The organism is Bacillus cereus group sp. MYBK14-1 (assembly GCF_051916885.1).
Classification (GTDB): Bacteria; Bacillota; Bacilli; order Bacillales; family Bacillaceae_G; genus Bacillus_A; species Bacillus_A cereus.
On sequence record NZ_JBQAHM010000001.1, the window covers coordinates 914,127 to 934,203 of the forward strand.

The window sequence follows — 20,077 nt, forward strand, 5'->3', positions numbered from 1 at the left end:
ACGGAAAATCTCCCGTGCTTTTCTAAATATATATTATTCCTGAAGGTTTCGTTTATCTCGTTTCTTACCCTAACTGACGTTTAAATGCTTTACTGGCGAAAAAGTAAGAAATAATCATTATACCTACGCACCAAGCGAGCGCAATCCAAATATCGTTTCCAACAGTTCCTTCATATAAAAGAGCACGAATCGCATTCACGATTGAAGTTACAGGCTGATTCTCTGCAAACGCACGAACAATTTTTGGCATCGTTTCGGTAGGCACAAAGGCCGAACTAATAAATGGAAGAAAAACTAGCGGGTACGAGTAAGCAGTCGCCCCTTCCATAGACCTCGCTTTCAATCCTGGAATGATAGCTAGCCATGTTAGCGCCAGCGTAAACATCCCAAGTATCCCAGCTACCGCGAGCCAATCTAGAATATTAGCACTGGAACGGAAACCCATTAAGAGTGCAACAAGAATAACCACCACGATAGTAAGTACATTAGCAACCAGAGAGGTTAGAACGTGAGCCCACAATATCGATGAGCGCTTAATAGGCATCGTAATGAAACGTGCCATCAGCCCACTCTTTACATCCGTAAAGAGTCGCACGGAAGTGTAAGCTACACCGGATGCGATAGCCATTAGCAAAATTCCCGGCAATAAATAATTAACGTAGTTTTCCGTTCCAGTTTTTATTGCGCCGCCAAACACGTAGACAAATAATAGCATCATCATAATCGGTGTAATCGCTACTGTAATAATTGTATCCGGACTGCGCATAATGTTACGCATTAAACGACCTAGTAATACACCTGTTTTACTTTTCATTTACATCTCCTCCTTTTTGCCAATGATCGCAAGGAATATTTCTTCCAATGTCGGTTGCTTCTCGATATACTCCACTTTTGCTGGCGGGAACATCTCTTTTAGTTCAGCAAGAGTACCTGTCGTAATAATTTTTCCGCCATGCAAAATAGCGATACGGTCTGCCAGTTGTTCTGCTTCCTCCAAGTACTGAGTCGTAAGCAAAATAGTTGTACCGCTACCAGCAAGTTCCTTGACTGTATCCCACACTTCGATTCGCGCTTCAGGATCAAGTCCAGTCGTTGGTTCGTCAAGAAAAATAACTGCTGGCGCCCCAATCAAACTCATCGCGATATCAAGCCGGCGCTTCATCCCGCCTGAATACTGATCTGCCCTTTGGTTTGCCGCATCAGTCAGACTAAATCTTGCAAGTAGATTGTCAGCAACTTGAGCGGGATTGGAAACACCACGTAATTTGGCGATCATTATCAAGTTTTCCCTCCCAGTCAGCATACCGTCTAAAGCTGCGAACTGCCCTGTCAAACTGATACTTTGACGAACATGATCTGATTGACTCTGTACATCAAATCCACAAATACTTACTTCACCGCTATCTTGCTTCATTAGTGTCGAAAGGATGTTGACCGTTGTCGTCTTTCCCGCTCCATTTGAGCCTAGCAGCGCGAAAATTTCTCCACGCTGCACCTCAAAATCTACCCCTTTTAAAACTTCCTTGTCTTTAAAGGATTTTTTCAAGCCTTTTACAGAAATCGCTGCATGACTCATACTTTTTTCCTCCCTATAAAAATGTTTTGCGAAGACTATTTATTTACCTCTATCTATTTAGTATCACCGATATTCTGTATTACTTAGTACCGAGTTAAAAATATAACTGAATAGCTATGATGGCAATTCATATGTGTAACCAGCTAATCAGTCGGTACTAATTATTCCATTTATTTTTTTCTCAATTTCTTCATAATACTTTCATTCAAATCTTCACGATACTTGGAGACGTAAGTTTTAGCATTTGCCACTAGTTCGTCAGCAAAGGAAGCCACGTCATCCCCAGTAATGTCAAGCACTTGTCTTCCTTCCGCTGCACCCGCTTCGAACAAATCGATTAATTCATACTGTATGTGTAACATATCCATCCCGTTACCCGCTGAAAAATTCCACATGTAGTTTTGAATTTTCTTAAATACAAATTGGTAGTCCTCTGGCAGAGCCTCAACTCGTGCCATCATCATTTTGTACTCTTTTTTATCACCAATTAACTTTTTGAACATTTCTAACATCTTATTTTCCTCCTTTTTTATAAAACCGAACAAGAAATTTCCAAAGTATCGGCCGGAACATTTTATCTTATGAACCTATTTTGACTTCAAGACGTTAATTTTTGACGATACAAAATCCCATTTTTCCCAAAACAATTCAAGCTCCTGGCGGCCTTCTTCATTTAATGAATAAAACTTACGAGGCGGTCCCATATCTGATGGTTTCTTTTCAATATTCACAAGCTTTTTCTTCTCTAATCGTACGAGGATGGTATACACCGTACCTTCCACAACTTCGGTAAACCCAAGATCATTCAGGTGGCGGGTAATCTCATAGCCATACGTTTCACGGCGACTAATGATTTCCAGTACACACCCTTCCAGTGAACCTTTCAGCATTTCAGTTAAATTTTCCATGTCCTGATCCTCCTTTACCCCCTATTCTGTCTGACTTATATTCAGTATCACAGAGTACTAAGGCGAATTTTTTACTGAACAGTTTTTGTGAATCTGAACTATTCAGTATCACTTATTACATCTACATTGTATGACTAAGTAGTTGTGGATGTCAACTTTATTTTCAAAAAAATTAAAAATCCGCTTTACCCTAATCGGATACAGCCTACTTTTTTTATTGTAAGGACCATCACACTAGCAAAACAGAACTGATTCAAAGTGTAATTTAAATCAGCTCTGTTTTATTGTTTTTATACCGATATATCTTGTTTTTTCACGATACAAATTGTTTCTCACTACCATTCCCATTGCATATAAAGCATAAAGGCAAGTGCGGTCAGAGAAAATTTCCAGAGATTATCCGTACATGATACGAGCCCCTAAAATACAATTCTGTTAGAAATCTGTTCTCTATATTCTCTTTTATTTTATTTCTGATAGTTGATTAGCAACACTATCTAAAAATTTTTCTACCTTTTCTTTTGATGTATCCGGCGCATGATAACCGATCGTAAATGTAAGCCTTCCATTATAAGAGCTTGCTCCCATTGAAAAGAATGGTGCATACATAATAGGTGATGCCATATACCCGTCCTCAGCTTGAATTTGACCAAACTGAATAGGTTCCTCAGCAATCACTCCCAAATTTGTCAGTAATGGCAACGCCATCCCCATCTGTACAGCCTGTTCATATTGCTGATTATACATTTCCTTCACTGTAGATAGCTTCATTTCTGCCAGTAACTCCATTCCTGCTGCTGAAGAAAGACCTGGATTTTGAGACTTTATTTTATCCATTGATTGTTTAACTCGAACAAGAGTCTGCTTAAATGTTTCATCGTCTTCCATTTTAATCACTGGCATTTCCATACCGGATAAGTTGCAAATAGCACCAGTTGTATTATTAGGCAGATATCGACGTAAATCAATTGTCAAACCAATCATTTTTTCTGCAGTGCGAGGTTCTGCATACACAGTGAAATGTGATAAAACTCGGAAGTAAGCAGTCATGATTACATCATTCAAGGTAACCTGTTGTGCTTTTGTCCATTGGGTTAAACGTAGAGTTTGCTTATGGCTCAATCGCCGTACGGACATTTGGGGAAATTTATTTTTGTTAGGTTGAGATGGAAAAGACCATAACGATGCCTGTTGTTCTTGGTTAGGACGATACGCACTTTTTATGTCCGATATTCCAGCGTATTTGAATACATGTGATTGATCTCGACAACTCTCATTTCCCTCATCAAATTCCTTTATAATTTGCTTCTTAGACCGTCCCAATGAAAGGTGAGTATATATTGTTCCAAGCAATTTTATATATTCCTTGACTCCTGCACCATCTGAACATAGATGAGACAATTTCACAACTAACATATCTATTGTAGTGCCCCGTAATAATTTCGTTTGAACCATAGGCCCCTGAATACGATCACCAGGTTCCTTAATAAAATCTATTGCCATTATTTCAAGTTCTTGATTATTTCCTTCTGCAAAAAAGCAAATAGATGAGTTAGTGTCAGATGAATGTTCCTCCCAGTAAGGAATATCATTTTCTACAAACCGGCTGTTCAAAACTGGTTGCAATTGCAACGTTATCCTTACTGATTCTTCAAGTATTTCCTTGGATATACCTACAGGAAAATAAAGAACTGCATTAATTTGTTGATCTGCAGAATAAAGACCTAATACATAATTCATTCGATCTTGTGGTGTTACTGAATACTTTCTTTTCTCCATAATTCCGTCCCCCTTTAGGACTTTTTGTATAACCCTATTTTCCATATGCTTGTAATTTTTCTAGTCATTTTTCTTCAAGAGCTAATAACGCTTATTTTTCGAATTTTTAACAAAATCATCTTCTCCGTATTGGTTTCATTCTTTTTACAGGTGATATATTCATTATTTTATTGTTATCAACACTGCCTAACCTTACAATAAAACCAAACGAAAATAAATTAAGTTTACATATACATAAACATTTTATTATAACGTCTATAAATTATCAATACAGCAAATAAATCATTTTTATGTCTGTCAATAAAAAACAATATATTCAAGGTCCACTTCATAATAAAAGATTGATGTGCATGTAAATGTACCCATATCACTTTCAAAATAAGAATGAGAATTTTTTCAACAAAAATAAGATGCAGTTATTGATTTTACAGTAAAAAAAGCCCCTCCATTTTGAAAATGCGCAATCAAAATGAGTAGGGCTATTTCCAATTTAAATTTTATAAAAGAATGATTATCATAAATAATATTTTACTTTTTAGTCTACCTTATTATTTTCAATCCATTTTCCTAATAAATGAATGGATTTTATTCCTATAATTTGAGGTGGTATCGTTGGTTTTTAAAAATAGAAAGCTTATTTTCAAATCAAATGAAAAAGAGGTAAAATTATAGATATTCATGTAGAAATTTCGTTTTGGGGATACTTAAAATCTTAAGGTGATGGGCATGTGGTGTTATACTTTAAAAGCTCTATAAATTTTATAGATATAGCGATTTTCTTTATTAATAATCATTTGTATGTGTGTTTACTCACACACATACAAATGATTTATAAAGCCACAATTAAGTGAAAACATCTTTTCCGTTACGATAACATCATAGCCATGTCTTCTGCTGCATTTGTAATTAGTTTTAAACCAAATGTTTCTTGTAATACATCAAGCACGCCAGGTGAAATAAATTCAGGAGCCTTTGGACCGATGCGAATATCTTGAATCCCAAGACTAAATAGCCCTAGTAAAATGGCAACCGCTTTTTGTTCAAACCATGATAGCACAATACTTACTGGCAATTCATTCACTTCACATTGGAAAGCATCAGCTAATGCAGCTGCTATTTTCACTGTAGAAATGGAATTATTACATTGTCCTAAGTCGATGTAGCGCGGAATCTCGGTACCAGGTACAACACCGTAATCCACATCATTAAAGCGGAATTTCCCGCAAGAAGTTGTTAAAATAACCGTTTCTGGCGGAAGTGACGTTGCTAATTCACGATAATATTCTCCGCCTTTTCCCGGTGCATCACAACCGGCGATAACAAAGAAACGCTTTATCTTCCCCTCTTTTACTGCATCAATAATTTCTGGAGCTAATGATAATACTGTATTATGATGAAACCCTGTCACTAACTGTTCATCCGACTCCATATGTACTTCTGGAAGTTCTAGTGCTTTTTGAATCAATGGTGTAAAATCATCATTTTCAATTTTTTGTACACCTTCTAAACCTGCAATATCATATGAAAAGAATCGATCAGAGTATGATCCTTTAATTGGCATAACACAGTTCGTTGTCGCTAATATGGCACCAGTAAATTTTTCAAAAAGGCGTCTTTGATCATACCATGCCTTGCCGATGTTTCCTTTTAAATGTTTATATTTTTTCAGCTGCGGATATCCGTGTGCTGGTAGCATTTCAGAATGTGTATAAATATTAATGTCTTTTCCTTCTGTTTGCTTTAATAGTTCTTCTAGTGCAAATAAATTATGGCCCGTAACTACAATTGCTTTACCTTCTACACGATTTTGTGTAATTTGTACAGGCTCTGGCACACCAAAATGATTCGTATGTGCCTCATCCAATAACTCCATCACCCGTAAAGCTGATTTCCCAACTTTCATAGCCATATCAATATGCTCTTGTTCGTTAAAGTTAGAATTTGTTAATGTCATATATAAAGCTTCTTGTGTTGTAGCATCTACAAATCCATCCGTATACCCTAGCTGAGCAGCATGTGTGCGATAAGCTGCAATTCCTTTTAGCCCAAACACAATCGTATCTTGTAAACTCGCAATCGTTTCATTCTTGCCACAAACACCCATTACTTTACATCCGCCTGTTGGCGTTTGTTCACATTGATAACAAAACATATCATCCCACCCTCTCCCAATCATTCATTACACCTTAAGCATAATACCCATTGAAAAAAAGTGATGTGATATCAATCACAATAATATATAAAGATTTGTGACAGTTCATATTGTTGACATAATATTTTTATTGACACTAAAAAATAAGCATTAGTGTGCACACATCTTTCGATACTTTTAAATAGCTAATTAATTTGGAGAAATATATAAAACGAAAAAAATTTTGAGTCCCATGTACAAATAGTTGCAATTCATCACATATGAAAATAGACATACAAATACGCTATTCTTTCTATCATTCAATAGAAAGAATAGCGTATTTTTTATTTTAAGGAACTATCATTTTTTTATTAAAGCCTTCATTGTAAACCTCTTTATTTACAATACATTTACACTATCTTAACATTACTTACATTATTTATATGATATATTTATATAGAAGCTACTTAAGAAATTTCATATACATTTTATCTTTATGATCTCTAATCTAATCAATAAAAAGATCATGTTATATTTTTATAACAGGGGTGAATTACGATGACTGAAACTTTAAAAACACTTATAATGCTTGATGCTACTTACGTTGTTATTGCAATTATGACAGTACTAGTATTTGTATACTTGGAATTAAAATCTCAGTAATATATGCTGACGTAATCGACAGATTCAGCATTTAAATATAGTTAGAAGAAAGAAAGGAGAAAATTATTTCTCCTTTCTTTTGTATTTCTACAATTTCTTATTTTAATAAATCCAATGTATGTAAAAGTAATCCCTTGTCTCCTACTTTCCCGTGACCAGGTACTACCGAATTTATATTTCCATATCGCTTCAGCACATTCTCAATCGATGTAGACCATTCATTTACATACGCATCCGCAACATTTCCTAAATCTTTAGCTTCCGCAGATTTTACTAAACAGCCTCCAGCTAAAATTTGATATTGTGGCAACCAAACAACAATATTATCTTCTGTATGTCCTTTCCCTGGATAGAACGTTTCTACTTTTGTATTGCCAAACTTCAAACTCGTAATTGTTTGTAAATCTCCAAGCGGCTCTTCATATCCACTGTTCTTTGCTAGTTGTGCGGTTAATGCTGTACTATGCGCTTTAATGCCTCTTTCTTTCAACGCTGTTATTCCGCCAATTCGATCAGCGTGCGCATGTGTAATAATGACATCTGTTACGCGCTTCTGAAATTTCTTTTCTACCATTTCTATTAGTTCCTTCGTTAATTTGTTATCCCAAGAAGAATCAACAAGTACTAGCCCTTTAGAAGTATTAAGAACTAGACCGTTCGAAGGAACTGCTTCTCCATTAAAATAACCTAACTCCGTATGAACCCATACATTCTTGTTTAACTGAGATATTGAAATGGTTCCCGTCTCATTTTTGATTACTATTTGCTCTACCTTTTGTGATGCTTGTACAGAAGAAATCGTGCTAACAAATTGAATTGTTCCTAGTAAACCTACACATAATCCTACTTTTAACAACGTATTCTTTTTCATGTTATCAACCCTTTCTTTCAAGCTAAATAGTTATTACCTATATTAGACAATTTATCTCAAATGTTTGTTCCATCTTCATTTGCATACTTTTATGTAATTAACAAAAAAGCGTACAAAATTTTGTACGCTTTAAAACTTAATCTTTCATTCCATAATTCTCAAACTCTTCCTCATTCCCATAAAATACATTCAAATCAATATACTTTTCTTTTCCATTATAACCGCTTAATCTCCCGCGGTTCGTGTATTGCCAAAACGTCCATTTTCTCTCATCAGATAAACTCGGTTTTGTAAGAACACTACGAATCCATATATTACATTTTGGATACGCATCCTTTATATATAAATCATACGCCTCTTGCGTTGCATACAATATTACTTTCTTATCGTAATGTTTTTCTAGCATTTCAATCATGACCGCCAACTCTTTCGTAACATCTTCACGCTTAGGCGGATTATCTTTTTTGTTAGCGTAAAACTCAACATCAATCACGGGTGGCAGTGCTTGTTTATATTTTGGAACAGTTCGTATAAATTGCTCTGCTTGTGTTTCACCCTTACTATCGAAACTAAAAAAATGATACGCTCCGATGCGCATATCTGTCTTATTCGCATTCCTCCAATTTTTCGAAAAGTACTCATCCACAAACGAACTTCCTTCAGTCGCCTTTATAAACGCAAACTTCATATTTTGCTTTTCCAACTCTCTCCAATCTATATCCCCTTGATACGATGCGACATCTACACCTTTTATTTCATACTTATCAGCACTTATTTGATTCGGAATGAATATGCCTTGAAAAACTAAGTAAACGACAACACTTATTACACTAATTAAAGTAAAGATTCCTCCTATAAAAAGCTTCTTTTTCATTCATATCACCCATCTTTACAAATTAAAATTCTACTTACCATTCACGCTTTTTATTAATTTTCATTTTTTCTTTAAACGCCTTCTCTAAATCAATATTTAATTTATTTGCTAAATCACATACATTCCAAATTACATCAAACATTTCTAAACCGATTTCTCTTTTCGCATCTTGTATTGTATCACGCTTTAATATGACTTCCGCTAATTCACCTAATTCCGCCATCGTATATATCGTACGCTCTTCAATTGTTGTATCTTGAAATCCTTTTTCTTTACTGAAATTTGATACATACCTATGAAACTCCACAATATTCATACTTAATCTCCCCTCATTACCAATACTTCATTTTTCTATTACACTTAAAACCAAATTTATATTTTGTTAAATTATAACATTCGGACTATAATTTATTTATAGCCCATTAACGGAGGTGTTTGCAATGACTCTCTTCGCTTCACCAACATTATTTATAGTAGCAATCATTTCATTTGCACTAGCTTATTTCATCGGAGTAAAGCAGTACACTTGGCTCTTATCAGGATTCAACGAACGCCGCGTGCCTGATAAAGTGAAACTATCAAAAATAGTAGGTCTTTATAATTTAATTGCTGGTGTCATTGCGACAATCGGTAGTGTCTTCACTACTCCTAATGTCACAATCGTTATTCCTATCATTATAATTGGACACTTTATTATCGCCGCTTATGTAAATACACGCATGGTGCAGTGAAAAAAGATCACCCAAATGGATGATCTTTTTTATAATTTATTAACATATTGCTTCGCTTCTAGTAAGGAAAAACCAAAAGCTTCTCTTACTCTCTTAACTGCTGTAACTTTTTTGCCTTCTTCTACAAGCTGGCGTAGTTCTTTATTAATTTCAGGTTCTCTTTCTACAATTCCCATTTCTTTCGTAATTAATTGTAATCTATCTTCAATTCTCTTTAAATGCGCATCATTTTTCTTTTCAATTGTAGTTAATTTTTCAGCGATATAAATGAAACCAAAGGCTACTATCAGTATAACCATCCAGAATTCCATGAATGTTCCCCCCTTACTAACTTTCATTTGCTTTAATTCCACTAACTTATGTAAATTTTACCACAATACACATTTAATGTATAATATCACTATATCAAACTGTTAATAAAACCTATTATTTTAGGGGGACACTTTATGAAAAGATTTTTAAATACGTTACTTCAATTTGTAGTTCTTTCAATCGTGCTACATTTGTTATTTGATATAGTTGGTTGGCTTGTTTTCAATGCACCAATTAAAAACAAACAAATCATCATTTCTTTAATAACAATCTCATGGGTTATGTACATGTACCGAGACAATTTTTTTCAAAAGTTCACTTCAAACTAACTAAAAAAGAAAACACTTCATTGGTGAATGACGAAGTGTTTTCTTTTTTTTACTACTGTATAATAAAAATACTATTCTGTCTTTAAAGAAAGGAGTCACCATGAACTTAAAAAGTAGCAATATATACGAGAAAATGAACCAATATTCCGTTGCAGGTTTAAGCCTCGCTGTTATATGTAATGGCAAACTAGATGAAGCGACTGCCTTTGGAACACTTGAAGCTGGAACAACTAGAGCTGTTACTACAAATTCTCTCTTTAATTCTTGTTCTATCAGCAAATTCATCACTACAATGCTCGTACTAATGTTATCAGATCAAGAAATCTTGCATTTAGACGAAGACGTAAATGATAAACTCACATCTTGGAACATTCCTACTAATCTATTTACTTCACAAAAAAGCATCACTTTGAGAAACTTATTAAGCCATCAATCTGGACTCATTGATCCACCTAATAGTTTTGAACATTATACACCTGCAAAAGGCTTACCTAATATGTCTGAGCTCCTTTCCGGTAAAACACTATATTGCCCCGTACCTATAGAGGTAACTTATAAACCAGAAAGTGAATTTCACTACTCAGACGCAAACTTTTGTATAATCGAACTACTACTAGAAGATATTACAGGAAGATCATTTAGTCAGTTATTAGAAGAACACATCTTCCAGCCATTACAAATGAAAAATAGTACACTTTTTTCTCCAAAAGACATAGATAAAACCGATGTTTTTGCTTGCGGACATAATAAAGATAGAACTGTAACAAATGAGAAGTATCCATTTTATCCATTCGCAGCTGCTTCAGGTATTTGGACAACACCAACTGACTTATCAGCTTTAGTTATTGAAATCATTCATTCCTTACAAGGAAAGGGCAAACTAAAACTTTCTCAAAAATTAGTAATAGACATGATTTCTCCTCAAGGTTGCTCAAAATGGACTGGATTAGGTGTTTTTCTAGATGATTCTAATGAAGAATTACAGATTTATTCACTCGGATGGGGCGTTGGATTTCAATGTATGATGGTTTGTTATCCATACTGCGGGAATGGTGCTGTTATTATGACCAATTCCGATTTAGGTGTTCATCAAATGGAAGGGATCATTGGTGAGGTTGTAAAAACGTTATCCTTATAATGAAAATAAAGAAGCTGTTCCTTCCAGCTTCTTTATCTATATAACATTTTTCGCAACAATTTTTATATGTTCTGGTGCGATAATCTCCGTTATACTTTCTTGGAAATCTTCCCGCAACATTTCTTCCAAATGTTCTAACTGCACTTCAACATGAGTGCATTCTAAATTATGTATATTTAACAGTGCATAATGATCTTTTTTCTTAATTACTAAATATTGATTTTCCTCTGTCACAAGTACAGAACCTAATCGGACTCCTAGTAAGCGTTGATCATCAAACTTCATAATTACTTCTCCTTCCCTCATATAAACAAAATTACAATGAAAATAATTACATTTATGGAAAAACACACTTATTTAGACTATATCATAATTTACTAAAATAGAAATATCTTTTTCTGTTTTAATAAAAATCCCTATTTTTTCATATATTTCGATACAAAAAACTTTCTCAACATTAAATTTGAATTTTCAGTTTTTAATTCTATGAAATTCTATTATAATAAAGTTAATAAATGTTTGACCTCTCCTAATTCATGTACATATGGATGATCAGTAGTTATTGCTACTGATCTATTTTTTTGATTTCAGAAAGTACATACTCTGCATCCTTTCCTACACCACAAATAAGTGCGGAACCCCTTTGAGATTGCCATGGTAAACCGATATAATACAATCCTTTTACTGGACTGATTCCCTTTATATGATTAGGAAATCCTTTCTCATTCACTGCCTGTTCAATTTCAATCCAATTATAATTTTGAACAAAACCAGTTGACCATATAATGCTTTCTGCACTATAAGTATCACCATTCTGAAACATAATGTTATTTCCTGATGCACTTACTACTTTTTCTTGCAGTTTGATTGCTCCATTACGAATAAGTTTCTTACCTTCAAAACCGAAAATAGGGTCCTTTCTCTTCTGAAACCATCTTCCCCTTTTTGTATTTATTTCAGCGTACAATAAACCCACTTTTTCTAGCAGATTAAAAATACTTTTTCCCAAAAGTTGTAACGGTAAAAACGTTAAAGGATGACTAATAGACACCGTAACTTCATGAGTCTTTGCCAGTTCTACTGCAATTTGCATTCCTGAATTCCCACCACCTACTACTAGTACTTTTCCCTTAGGAATTTGTGATGGTGATTTATATTGTGATGAATGTATTTGAAAAATATGTGATGATAGATTTGCTGAAACTGAGGGAATAAACGGTTGCTGAAAAGCACCTGATGCGATAATAACTTTTTTCGTTTGTAAAATTTCTGTAGGAGTATGTAATTCAAATATTTCTTTTTCTTTCTTTATTTTTAGAACTTCCGTTTGTAATTGTACCGGTAATTGAAAATGTCTTGCATATTCTTCTAAATAAGTTGCAATTTCATCTTTATATGGAAATTCATTTTTTTCACCTATTAACGCCATACCCGGCAAGCTACTGTAAGACCTTGGGGTAAAAAGCTGCAAAGAATCATATCGATTTCTCCATGAATCACCAACTCGTTTTCCTGCCTCAAGTAATAAAAAATTATGCCCTTCTTGCTTCAAGTAATATCCCATTGTTAATCCAGCTTGACCCGCCCCAATAATAATTAGATCTTTCATTCTAATCCCTCCTCTTCTTAAACGTATGAATACTTGTTCATATATTCATGCGTTTCCATAATCATAACATTTTCTTTTTATATGATTCAATATCTACTCAAAATAAAAAAGAGCAGTTCACTGCTCTATGAACTACTCTTCATTCCATTTCTACAATTTTTCCTCGTATAGTGTAATTCTATTTGAAAACGGATCAATTACGGTTAATTCAATTGTACCCCAAGGTGTTTTTTCTATATTCGGCTTCGAATAAGCATATTCTTTACTTAATACTACAGAATGATAATCCTTTACATCATCTATTTTGATCCGAATCGCACCACCTGGTGAGGCATCACCATGATGTTCTGATAAATGTATCACAGCATCCTGTAACGAAATTTGCAAATATAATGGCATATTTTCCTCATACCGATGTTCCCAATCCAGTTCAAATCCTAAAAAACCTAAGTAAAATAGTTTTGCTTTTTCAATATCAAAAATTCTAAATATAGGTGTTATCATTTATACTCTCCTCCTATTTATAAACATCTGCTGCCAATTCTCTCAAAACTTCCACGTTTACTACTTCAAAACAACCATCATTCTTCTTTATTATCTCTTTATCACAAAAAACATTTAATGTGCGCAACAAATGCCGATAGCTCGTTCCTAACAATTCCGCTGTTTCCGTTAAATTCCCACTAAATACAATTCTATTTCCGTGCTGTACTGCCCGTTCTCCTGCTGCTAACATGTAACTCGCAAGTCTATTTTCAAGAGGATATAGTAAATTAATTGTACTATTTTTTGAAAGCCGATTTAACTTATGCGCTAACGATCCGCAAATACATCGTAAAAATTTCGCATCATTAAATAGTTGATTTCTCACTTTCCCTAAAGGCAAACCAACACAATATGAATCTGCCATCACTTGTACGTTTGAAGTTGTCTTTTGAGAATGAATTAACTCCACATCTCCTAACAGCTGCAAGCTATCATAAAAGCATAATAATACAGATTTCCCGTTACTTAATGTATTAAACGCTTTCGCTTTTCCTTCAACGAAGAAAAATAAATAATCTATCTCTTCATTTTCTCTACAAATAAACTCATTCTTTTTAAAAAATATAAGTTTCATATATGGCTTCATATCATGACTAAAAAATGAATCAATATTATTTTTCTTCATATACTCTGCTAATTTAATAGAATTACATACTTTCTTCATAGTTCCCCACCTTTACAACTCATCCCCATTGTAATCAAAATTTTCTTCTTCCACTATGACATATGTCATAACAATACACAATTTCAGCATGATACAGTCATTACAAATATGAAATACAAAGGGGATATTACATTGTATAACTTTCTTTCTGTCTTTATTGGTGTGCTCATCGCCGTTATGCTTCCATTGAATGGAATTTTATCTGAGTTAATTGGCAAGTACACAGCAAGCGTGGTCATTCACCTTGTCGGTTTAATTGCAGTTATCTTCATTTTAATCATAAACAAAAATAAAATTCGTTTCGATAAAAGTATTCCACTTTTTTTATATAGCGCTGGAGCGATTGGAGTATTCACTGTTCTTTTTAACAATATAAGTTTCTCCGTCCTTGGTGCTTCTATTACGATCGCATTAAGTTTACTCGGTCAATCTATTGCTTCCATCGTTATTGATCATTTCGGCTTATTAGGAATGAAAGTTGCAAAGTTTGAAAAGAAAAAACTAATTGGATTATGTTTCATCTCTTCTGGAATTATAATCATGACAATTTATTAATGGGGGCAAGAAAATGTTATATATTACGATCGCTATTTTAGCTGGTGTTTCTATCGTTGTTGCTAGAATTATTAACGCGAATTTAGCAAAGGAAATTGGAAACTGGGAAGGCACGTTTTTCAATTATATTACTGGATTATTTTTCTCTATGTTATTTTTAATTTTCAGTTCAGATTCATTGTATATCCCTATTCATAAGTTGCAATCTATTCCTATCGCCGTATACTTAGGCGGATTAGTAGGAGTTATCGTTATTTCATTATCCAACTATATTACTCCTAAAATATCAGCCTTTTATTTAACATTACTCATCTTTATCGGACAATTATTTGCGGGGACTATTATTGATTTCTTCCTGACAAATGAACTCTCAATTGGTAAAGTTATCGGTGGCATTTTCGTATTAATTGGGCTCACTTACAATTTACTCATAGATCGCCCGATAAAAACTGTGAAGCATAACCAAGTTCAACTATAATACTTTACGCTTACCTATCATATATTAATAGAAAAGCTCTTCACACGAAGTAATAGAGAGGAGAAAATCCTATTAAAAAAATTATTTTATTGCTAGGTAGCGTATTAATTATTTCTGGAATTGCATGGTTTATAAACTCGGGAAAATCTATTCAAGATCTCTATACTGCAAATAAGCCGAAAAAGAAAGCTACTATTATTTCAAGCTCGCGAGATCCAAATGAGCCCCCTGTTTTTTTAGGTAAACAGGAAATAAAAGATATACATGTCGAATCAATTAAAACAAAACAGGATATCTTTCTCACAAAAACAGATGAATTAAAAACGTTTATTAACAGTATGAATACCGCAAAAAAAGGTAAATTAACATTAGATGAAGAAGGATCAGACTTAATAGATTGTGATATGTGGATTACTTTCGAGGATGGAACTTATAAAAAATATTTCATATGGGTAGTTGATCATCACAGCAGCGAAGTGATGATTGCTCAGCAAGATACTCCTGATGATGTAAACCTTACGTACTATCAGTTAAACGAAGATAGTTCAAAAAAAGTTTATAATTTATTTAAAAAAATTATTTAAACGAAAAAGTCATGAGCACGCGAACTCATGACTTTTTGCACTATATATACTCAGGGAACACTCTACAACCCTTTTCCTGCTCTATATCATGACCAAAGAAAACAATTGGTTTCTCTTTCGCCACAACTCCTTTTAAACGTTTAATTGAAGATAAAGCTAATTCTGGATCAAATCCTGCGAACGGCACTTCATCTTCAAAATTCTCTTTCGTGTACGATGCATCAATTGTTAATAAAACTGAACCGGATTGCTCCGTCTCAATGAATAACGACTGATGGCCTGGAGAATGACCTGGCGTATACAATAATTGAACACCTGGTACCACTTCATAATCCCCTTCAATAATTTTGTAGTTCAAATGCGGTAATATACATTCTTTCATATATTCTTCTCTATGAAGTGCTGCCTCATATTCCGTTCGCTGCACAATAATCGGTGTATTTGTAAAAGCACCGTTTCCTCCTGCATGATCAAAATGTAAGTGAGAACTAATAATATATAAAAGGTCGTCCGGCTCATACCCTACACGCTTTAATATATTCACGATTCTATCTTCTTCAGTCATTTTCGGTAAAATCTGTCCTTCAACAAATGTACCGTTAAAAAGCCCTTCATTATTAACTGCACTTTCTGGCATACCTGTATCTACTAAAATAGGCCCCTCTTCTGTCTCCAAAAGATAACACCATACAGGTAAGTTCAATAAATTCCCCGGCGCGAGTGTACCATTAACAGAAGAATGATCTAACATACAACGACCTGCTGGGATGAAATAAAGCTTCTTTACTGTCATTATGTATCCACCTTTACATTTAGTTTGGGATAAAGTAATACAATAAAAAATTCTTCTTTTTAGAAATAAACTCCTTCTAGACTATCAGTACAGCTTACATAAAAATGAAACATTAACACCGATTAACGCTGAAAACTTAAAGAAAGCACATGCACTACTTGAAAGCGGGCACACCATTGGGAAAATCGTATTAGAGAGATTTTAATCATGATAGTGACAGATAATATGTGAAACTATATTAACGATTTTTCGAATATATCTATCATAACGTACAATATATCAACGATTTTTCAAATATATCTATCATAAATCAAATTATATCAACGATTCGTCAAGCTATATCGACTTATCGACAAATAGCAACAATAAGAAAAGGCTGTTCCAGATGAACAGCCTTTTCTTTATTTACTTGAAATCTCTTTATTATTTTGAACGTCTAACGGAGCTCGCTTTCCTATTCCGAAAGCATAGAAACTAATTGTAACGATAGCTAAGAAAATAATACCTACAACTAATGAAATACGAGTATCATCGTTAAACCACATTCCGATTAATACCATAATTAAAAAGGCAATCGTTAAATAGTTTGTTACAGGAGCAAATGGCATTTTGAATGGATGATCTTTCATCTCTGCTCCCTTTTCTTTTCTAAAATTAATTTGACTAATTAAAATGACAAACCATGGTACCATACCAGGAAGTACACTCGCACTATATACATATACGAATAAGTTTTTCGGTGCGATGTAACTTAAAACAACACCAACCGCCAGACCGATAATTACGCCAACTGTACCAAATAAAGGTACACCATTTCCAGAAAGTTTCGTAAAATATTTCGGTGCTTGTCCATTTACACCTAACGTATAAAGCATACGACCAGCACTATAAATACCACTATTACAACCAGACATTGCTGCTGTAATAACAACAAAGTTAATAAGTCCAGCTGCTGCCGTAATACCAACCTTCGCAAAAGTTGCTACGAACGGGCTACCAATTGTACTTAATTGATCCCACGGATACACAGTTACAATAACGAAAATAGCACCGATGTAGAAAATTAAAATACGCCAAATTGTACTTTGAATCGCTCTTGTAAGTGTCTTCTTTGGATCCTTCGCTTCACCAGCAGTAATACCGATTAATTCCACACCTTGGTATGCACCAACTACAAGTGATAATGCAAAGAAGAATCCTGAGAAACCACCTGTAAAGAAACCGCCATTTGACCAAAGATTAGATATGCCAATCGCTTCTCCGCCGTTACCAATTCCAAAGAAAATAAGGCCAAATCCTGCAATAATCATTAATAGAATCGTAACGATTTTAATCATTGCAAACCAAAATTCAAATTCACCAAATGACTTAACAGAAATTAAATTAGCTGCACCAAGAATAACCATTGCAATTATACCTGGTATCCAAGCTGGTAAATCTGGGAACCAATATTGCATATACGCTCCAACCGCGATAATTTCTGACATCCCAACGATAACCCACTGGAACCAGTTACTCCACGCTGTCATATAACCAGCTAGTGGATGAATATACTTATGACCGAATGTCGCAAATGAGCCTGTACTTGGCTCCATATACAACATTTCTCCCATGGCACGCATGATGAAGAAGATGAAAATACCTGCAATTGCATAAGCAAGCATTACTGACGGACCTGTCCATTTAATTGTACTGGCTGACCCCATAAACAAACCAACACCAATCGTTCCGCCTAAAGCAATCATTTGAATATGACGTGCTTCTAAACCTCTTTTCAATTCTTTGTTTGCCACTTCACTTCCCCCTCTTAGATGATTCATAGCCGCATTTTAACACAAGATGCTTTCCCCTAATTCCTTTCGGCCCTGAAAATGATGAAGCAAACGTCATTTTACACTAGCTTTAAAGCTATCCTAAAATCGTTTTGCGCTCCTAATAAAATTCTCAAAACCTTTCATCTTCCAATATTCTATAAATATTAAAATTACTTACCTTATATTAATTCATTAATCTGAAAAATTCAATTATTTTTTCAATAAATTATTATACATAAGTCTGATTAATTTTTAACTAAATTAACAATAAAATACATCTATTCAATATGATTCCGGCATGTATATTATTACAATATAAATAACCGAGGAGAGTATTTCTTCCTCGGTTTCATATGTCAAATACTTCAACCTTTATAGTTAATAACGTAATTCCCCACACATTCGATTTATATACCAATGAGAAATTTAATATATTAATAAACTACTAACTTCTTTACCCCAGCCAAAATATAAAAGAGTCTCATTAAAAAATGAGACTCTTTTACAATTTCATATTTAAATCGATTTCGAAGTTTGCTTACCAAAGATAAATACCCTAGTAAACACTACCATTATAACTACAATAACCAGAAAATAAAGTGGCATCACTAGTAACGAGCCTGTATGCAGCTGACTCATTCCCAAAATTGTCATCGTTACAATTACATAGTACCCTAAACTAAACAATGCACCTGCTGTACCAATGACATCTTGAAAATCTACTAACGCTAAACTTAAACAGTTAGGTAACGCTACTCCAATCCCTAATAACAATATAAACATTGCTATTAAAAATACAACCATATATATTACATTCGGATTTAATCCAATAAACGTAATAACAGATAAAAGGATAGCTCCCCCTGTCATTACGAGACAACCGATATATATAATTTTCTCTGGTTTATAAGTAGCAAGTAAACGTTTTGAAATTTTCGCTCCAACAATAGAAGCAGATGCAACAACAATTCCTAGAAATCCATACATACTAGGCGATAATTGAAAATATTCAATAAAGATAAACGGCGCTTCTGCATAATAGCTAAATAAAACACCATTTGCTCCTCCAATTAACAGCCCATATGTTACCACTTTCGGATTTGTAATTAACCTCTTCGAGACTGAAAACACATTTATTTTATTCGTTACTGAGTCCGTCTTTGTTTCAGGAAGAGAAAAAAACGTATACAGAAAAATACCGATACTCATAACTACTAAACTTAAAAATACTATTTTAAATCCAAACATTTGATCAAGAAAGCCACCAATTAACGGTCCTATCGCTGGTGTAAAAGCAATGACTGCCGAGATTTGAGCAAACATAACATGCCTCTTATGCCCTTCTACACTTTCACGAAGAATCGTTTGCGTCACAACTGATCCTGCACTTGCTCCAAACGCTTGAATAAAACGACTTACCAATAAAACTTCAATGGAATTTGCAATATAGCATAAGAAACTCCCAGCGCCATATACGACAATTCCAAGTAACATCGCCCGGCGACGACCAATTATATCTGATAACCACCCAATAAAAAATACACCTAACGCAAAACCAGCAAAATACACACTAAGTGTTAACTGCACCTCATTATTACTTACATGTAACGCCTTTGAAATATCAGGTAACGACGGTGTGTAAATCGTTTCACTAATTTGCGGAAATGCGACAAGAACAATCATTAACAAAAGTGATGGTACTGAGACTTTTTTCATTTTTCA

General features: G+C 34.2%; 23 protein-coding genes. 6 read left to right on the plus strand and 17 right to left on the minus strand.

Annotation, left to right across the window (positions count from 1 at the left end; translation table 11 throughout):
• Window positions 1-64: 64 nt before the first annotated feature.
• The 9 genes from ACTFR3_RS04680 to ACTFR3_RS04720 all read right to left on the minus strand — a co-directional run bounded on the left by ACTFR3_RS04680 (window position 65) and on the right by ACTFR3_RS04720 (window position 9,118).
• On the minus strand, window positions 65-814 hold the full coding sequence (locus tag ACTFR3_RS04680) for an ABC transporter permease (RefSeq protein ID WP_000837815.1): 750 nt from the start codon (window positions 812-814) through the stop codon (window positions 65-67).
• Window positions 815-1,576, minus strand: coding sequence for an ABC transporter ATP-binding protein (locus ACTFR3_RS04685; RefSeq protein ID WP_000017473.1), 762 nt, complete (start codon window positions 1,574-1,576; stop codon window positions 815-817). It abuts the gene before it with no gap.
• 170 nt (window positions 1,577-1,746) lie between these two features.
• The gene (locus tag ACTFR3_RS04690) at window positions 1,747-2,088 is read right to left on the minus strand and encodes a DUF1048 domain-containing protein (RefSeq protein ID WP_000891986.1); all 342 of its coding nucleotides are present in this window, start codon (window positions 2,086-2,088) and stop codon (window positions 1,747-1,749) included.
• 75 nt (window positions 2,089-2,163) lie between these two features.
• The gene (locus ACTFR3_RS04695; protein WP_000429487.1) at window positions 2,164-2,484 is read right to left on the minus strand and encodes a PadR family transcriptional regulator; all 321 of its coding nucleotides are present in this window, start codon (window positions 2,482-2,484) and stop codon (window positions 2,164-2,166) included.
• A gap of 462 nt (window positions 2,485-2,946) precedes the next feature.
• Window positions 2,947-4,263 (minus strand): condensation domain-containing protein, encoded by a 1,317-nt coding sequence (locus ACTFR3_RS04700; protein WP_000415478.1) that lies wholly within the window; start codon window positions 4,261-4,263, stop codon window positions 2,947-2,949.
• A gap of 865 nt (window positions 4,264-5,128) precedes the next feature.
• The gene (gene hcp, locus ACTFR3_RS04705; RefSeq protein ID WP_265938725.1) at window positions 5,129-6,415 is read right to left on the minus strand and encodes a hydroxylamine reductase; all 1,287 of its coding nucleotides are present in this window, start codon (window positions 6,413-6,415) and stop codon (window positions 5,129-5,131) included.
• 739 nt (window positions 6,416-7,154) lie between these two features.
• The gene (gene bla2, locus ACTFR3_RS04710) at window positions 7,155-7,928 is read right to left on the minus strand and encodes a BcII family subclass B1 metallo-beta-lactamase (protein ID WP_016124981.1); all 774 of its coding nucleotides are present in this window, start codon (window positions 7,926-7,928) and stop codon (window positions 7,155-7,157) included.
• A gap of 136 nt (window positions 7,929-8,064) precedes the next feature.
• Entirely contained in the window at window positions 8,065-8,802 is a 738-nt protein-coding gene (locus ACTFR3_RS04715; RefSeq protein ID WP_000727665.1) for a glycoside hydrolase family 25 protein, read from the minus strand.
• Window positions 8,803-8,836: 34 nt separating this feature from the next.
• Complete coding sequence (locus ACTFR3_RS04720; protein WP_001028115.1) at window positions 8,837-9,118, minus strand: MazG nucleotide pyrophosphohydrolase domain-containing protein; 282 nt, start codon at window positions 9,116-9,118, stop codon at window positions 8,837-8,839.
• Between the two features lie 124 nt (window positions 9,119-9,242).
• Between ACTFR3_RS04720 and ACTFR3_RS04725 the strand changes: the two genes are divergently transcribed.
• Window positions 9,243-9,533, plus strand: a complete 291-nt coding sequence (locus ACTFR3_RS04725; protein WP_000171772.1) for a DUF3784 domain-containing protein — start codon at window positions 9,243-9,245, stop codon at window positions 9,531-9,533.
• Between the two features lie 29 nt (window positions 9,534-9,562).
• Here ACTFR3_RS04725 and ACTFR3_RS04730 read toward each other — a convergent pair whose 3' ends face one another.
• A complete protein-coding gene (locus tag ACTFR3_RS04730) occupies window positions 9,563-9,844 on the minus strand; it encodes a hypothetical protein (protein WP_000397720.1) in 282 nt (93 codons plus the stop codon).
• 135 nt (window positions 9,845-9,979) lie between these two features.
• Between ACTFR3_RS04730 and ACTFR3_RS04735 the strand changes: the two genes are divergently transcribed.
• Together ACTFR3_RS04735 and ACTFR3_RS04740 are read left to right on the plus strand one after the other, a co-directional pair.
• A complete protein-coding gene (locus tag ACTFR3_RS04735) occupies window positions 9,980-10,174 on the plus strand; it encodes a hypothetical protein (protein ID WP_000819661.1) in 195 nt (64 codons plus the stop codon).
• A 100-nt stretch (window positions 10,175-10,274) separates the two neighbouring features.
• Window positions 10,275-11,312 carry a serine hydrolase domain-containing protein gene (locus ACTFR3_RS04740; protein WP_065229140.1) on the plus strand — a complete coding sequence of 346 codons (1,038 nt, stop codon included), beginning with the start codon at window positions 10,275-10,277 and terminating at the stop codon, window positions 11,310-11,312.
• A gap of 36 nt (window positions 11,313-11,348) precedes the next feature.
• On the opposite strand, the gene ACTFR3_RS04745 is transcribed toward ACTFR3_RS04740, so the two are convergent.
• From ACTFR3_RS04745 to yeiL, 4 genes are all read right to left on the minus strand, one after another.
• Window positions 11,349-11,597 (minus strand): hypothetical protein, encoded by a 249-nt coding sequence (locus tag ACTFR3_RS04745; protein WP_000666948.1) that lies wholly within the window; start codon window positions 11,595-11,597, stop codon window positions 11,349-11,351.
• A gap of 280 nt (window positions 11,598-11,877) precedes the next feature.
• Window positions 11,878-12,921, minus strand: a complete 1,044-nt coding sequence (locus ACTFR3_RS04750) for a flavin-containing monooxygenase (protein WP_000653863.1) — start codon at window positions 12,919-12,921, stop codon at window positions 11,878-11,880.
• 150 nt (window positions 12,922-13,071) lie between these two features.
• Entirely contained in the window at window positions 13,072-13,425 is a 354-nt protein-coding gene (locus tag ACTFR3_RS04755; protein WP_322356957.1) for a glyoxalase superfamily protein, read from the minus strand.
• Window positions 13,426-13,438: 13 nt separating this feature from the next.
• The gene (gene yeiL / locus ACTFR3_RS04760) at window positions 13,439-14,131 is read right to left on the minus strand and encodes a transcriptional regulator YeiL (protein WP_000754835.1); all 693 of its coding nucleotides are present in this window, start codon (window positions 14,129-14,131) and stop codon (window positions 13,439-13,441) included.
• A gap of 108 nt (window positions 14,132-14,239) precedes the next feature.
• Between yeiL and ACTFR3_RS04765 the strand changes: the two genes are divergently transcribed.
• From ACTFR3_RS04765 to ACTFR3_RS04775, 3 genes are all read left to right on the plus strand, one after another.
• Window positions 14,240-14,686, plus strand: coding sequence for a DMT family transporter (locus ACTFR3_RS04765; protein ID WP_002039063.1), 447 nt, complete (start codon window positions 14,240-14,242; stop codon window positions 14,684-14,686).
• 13 nt (window positions 14,687-14,699) lie between these two features.
• Window positions 14,700-15,164, plus strand: coding sequence for a DMT family transporter (locus ACTFR3_RS04770; RefSeq protein WP_000965811.1), 465 nt, complete (start codon window positions 14,700-14,702; stop codon window positions 15,162-15,164).
• Between the two features lie 89 nt (window positions 15,165-15,253).
• Window positions 15,254-15,748, plus strand: a complete 495-nt coding sequence (locus ACTFR3_RS04775; RefSeq protein WP_000901701.1) for a hypothetical protein — start codon at window positions 15,254-15,256, stop codon at window positions 15,746-15,748.
• Window positions 15,749-15,788: 40 nt separating this feature from the next.
• Here the strand turns inward: ACTFR3_RS04775 and aiiA are convergent, their stop codons facing one another.
• The 3 genes from aiiA to ACTFR3_RS04790 all read right to left on the minus strand — a co-directional run bounded on the left by aiiA (window position 15,789) and on the right by ACTFR3_RS04790 (window position 20,071).
• On the minus strand, window positions 15,789-16,541 hold the full coding sequence (gene aiiA / locus ACTFR3_RS04780; protein WP_000216574.1) for a quorum-quenching N-acyl homoserine lactonase AiiA: 753 nt from the start codon (window positions 16,539-16,541) through the stop codon (window positions 15,789-15,791).
• A 401-nt stretch (window positions 16,542-16,942) separates the two neighbouring features.
• Complete coding sequence (locus ACTFR3_RS04785) at window positions 16,943-18,334, minus strand: amino acid permease (RefSeq protein ID WP_001284404.1); 1,392 nt, start codon at window positions 18,332-18,334, stop codon at window positions 16,943-16,945.
• Window positions 18,335-18,871: 537 nt separating this feature from the next.
• On the minus strand, window positions 18,872-20,071 hold the full coding sequence (locus tag ACTFR3_RS04790) for a multidrug effflux MFS transporter (protein WP_322356958.1): 1,200 nt from the start codon (window positions 20,069-20,071) through the stop codon (window positions 18,872-18,874).
• Window positions 20,072-20,077 lie beyond the last annotated feature (6 nt).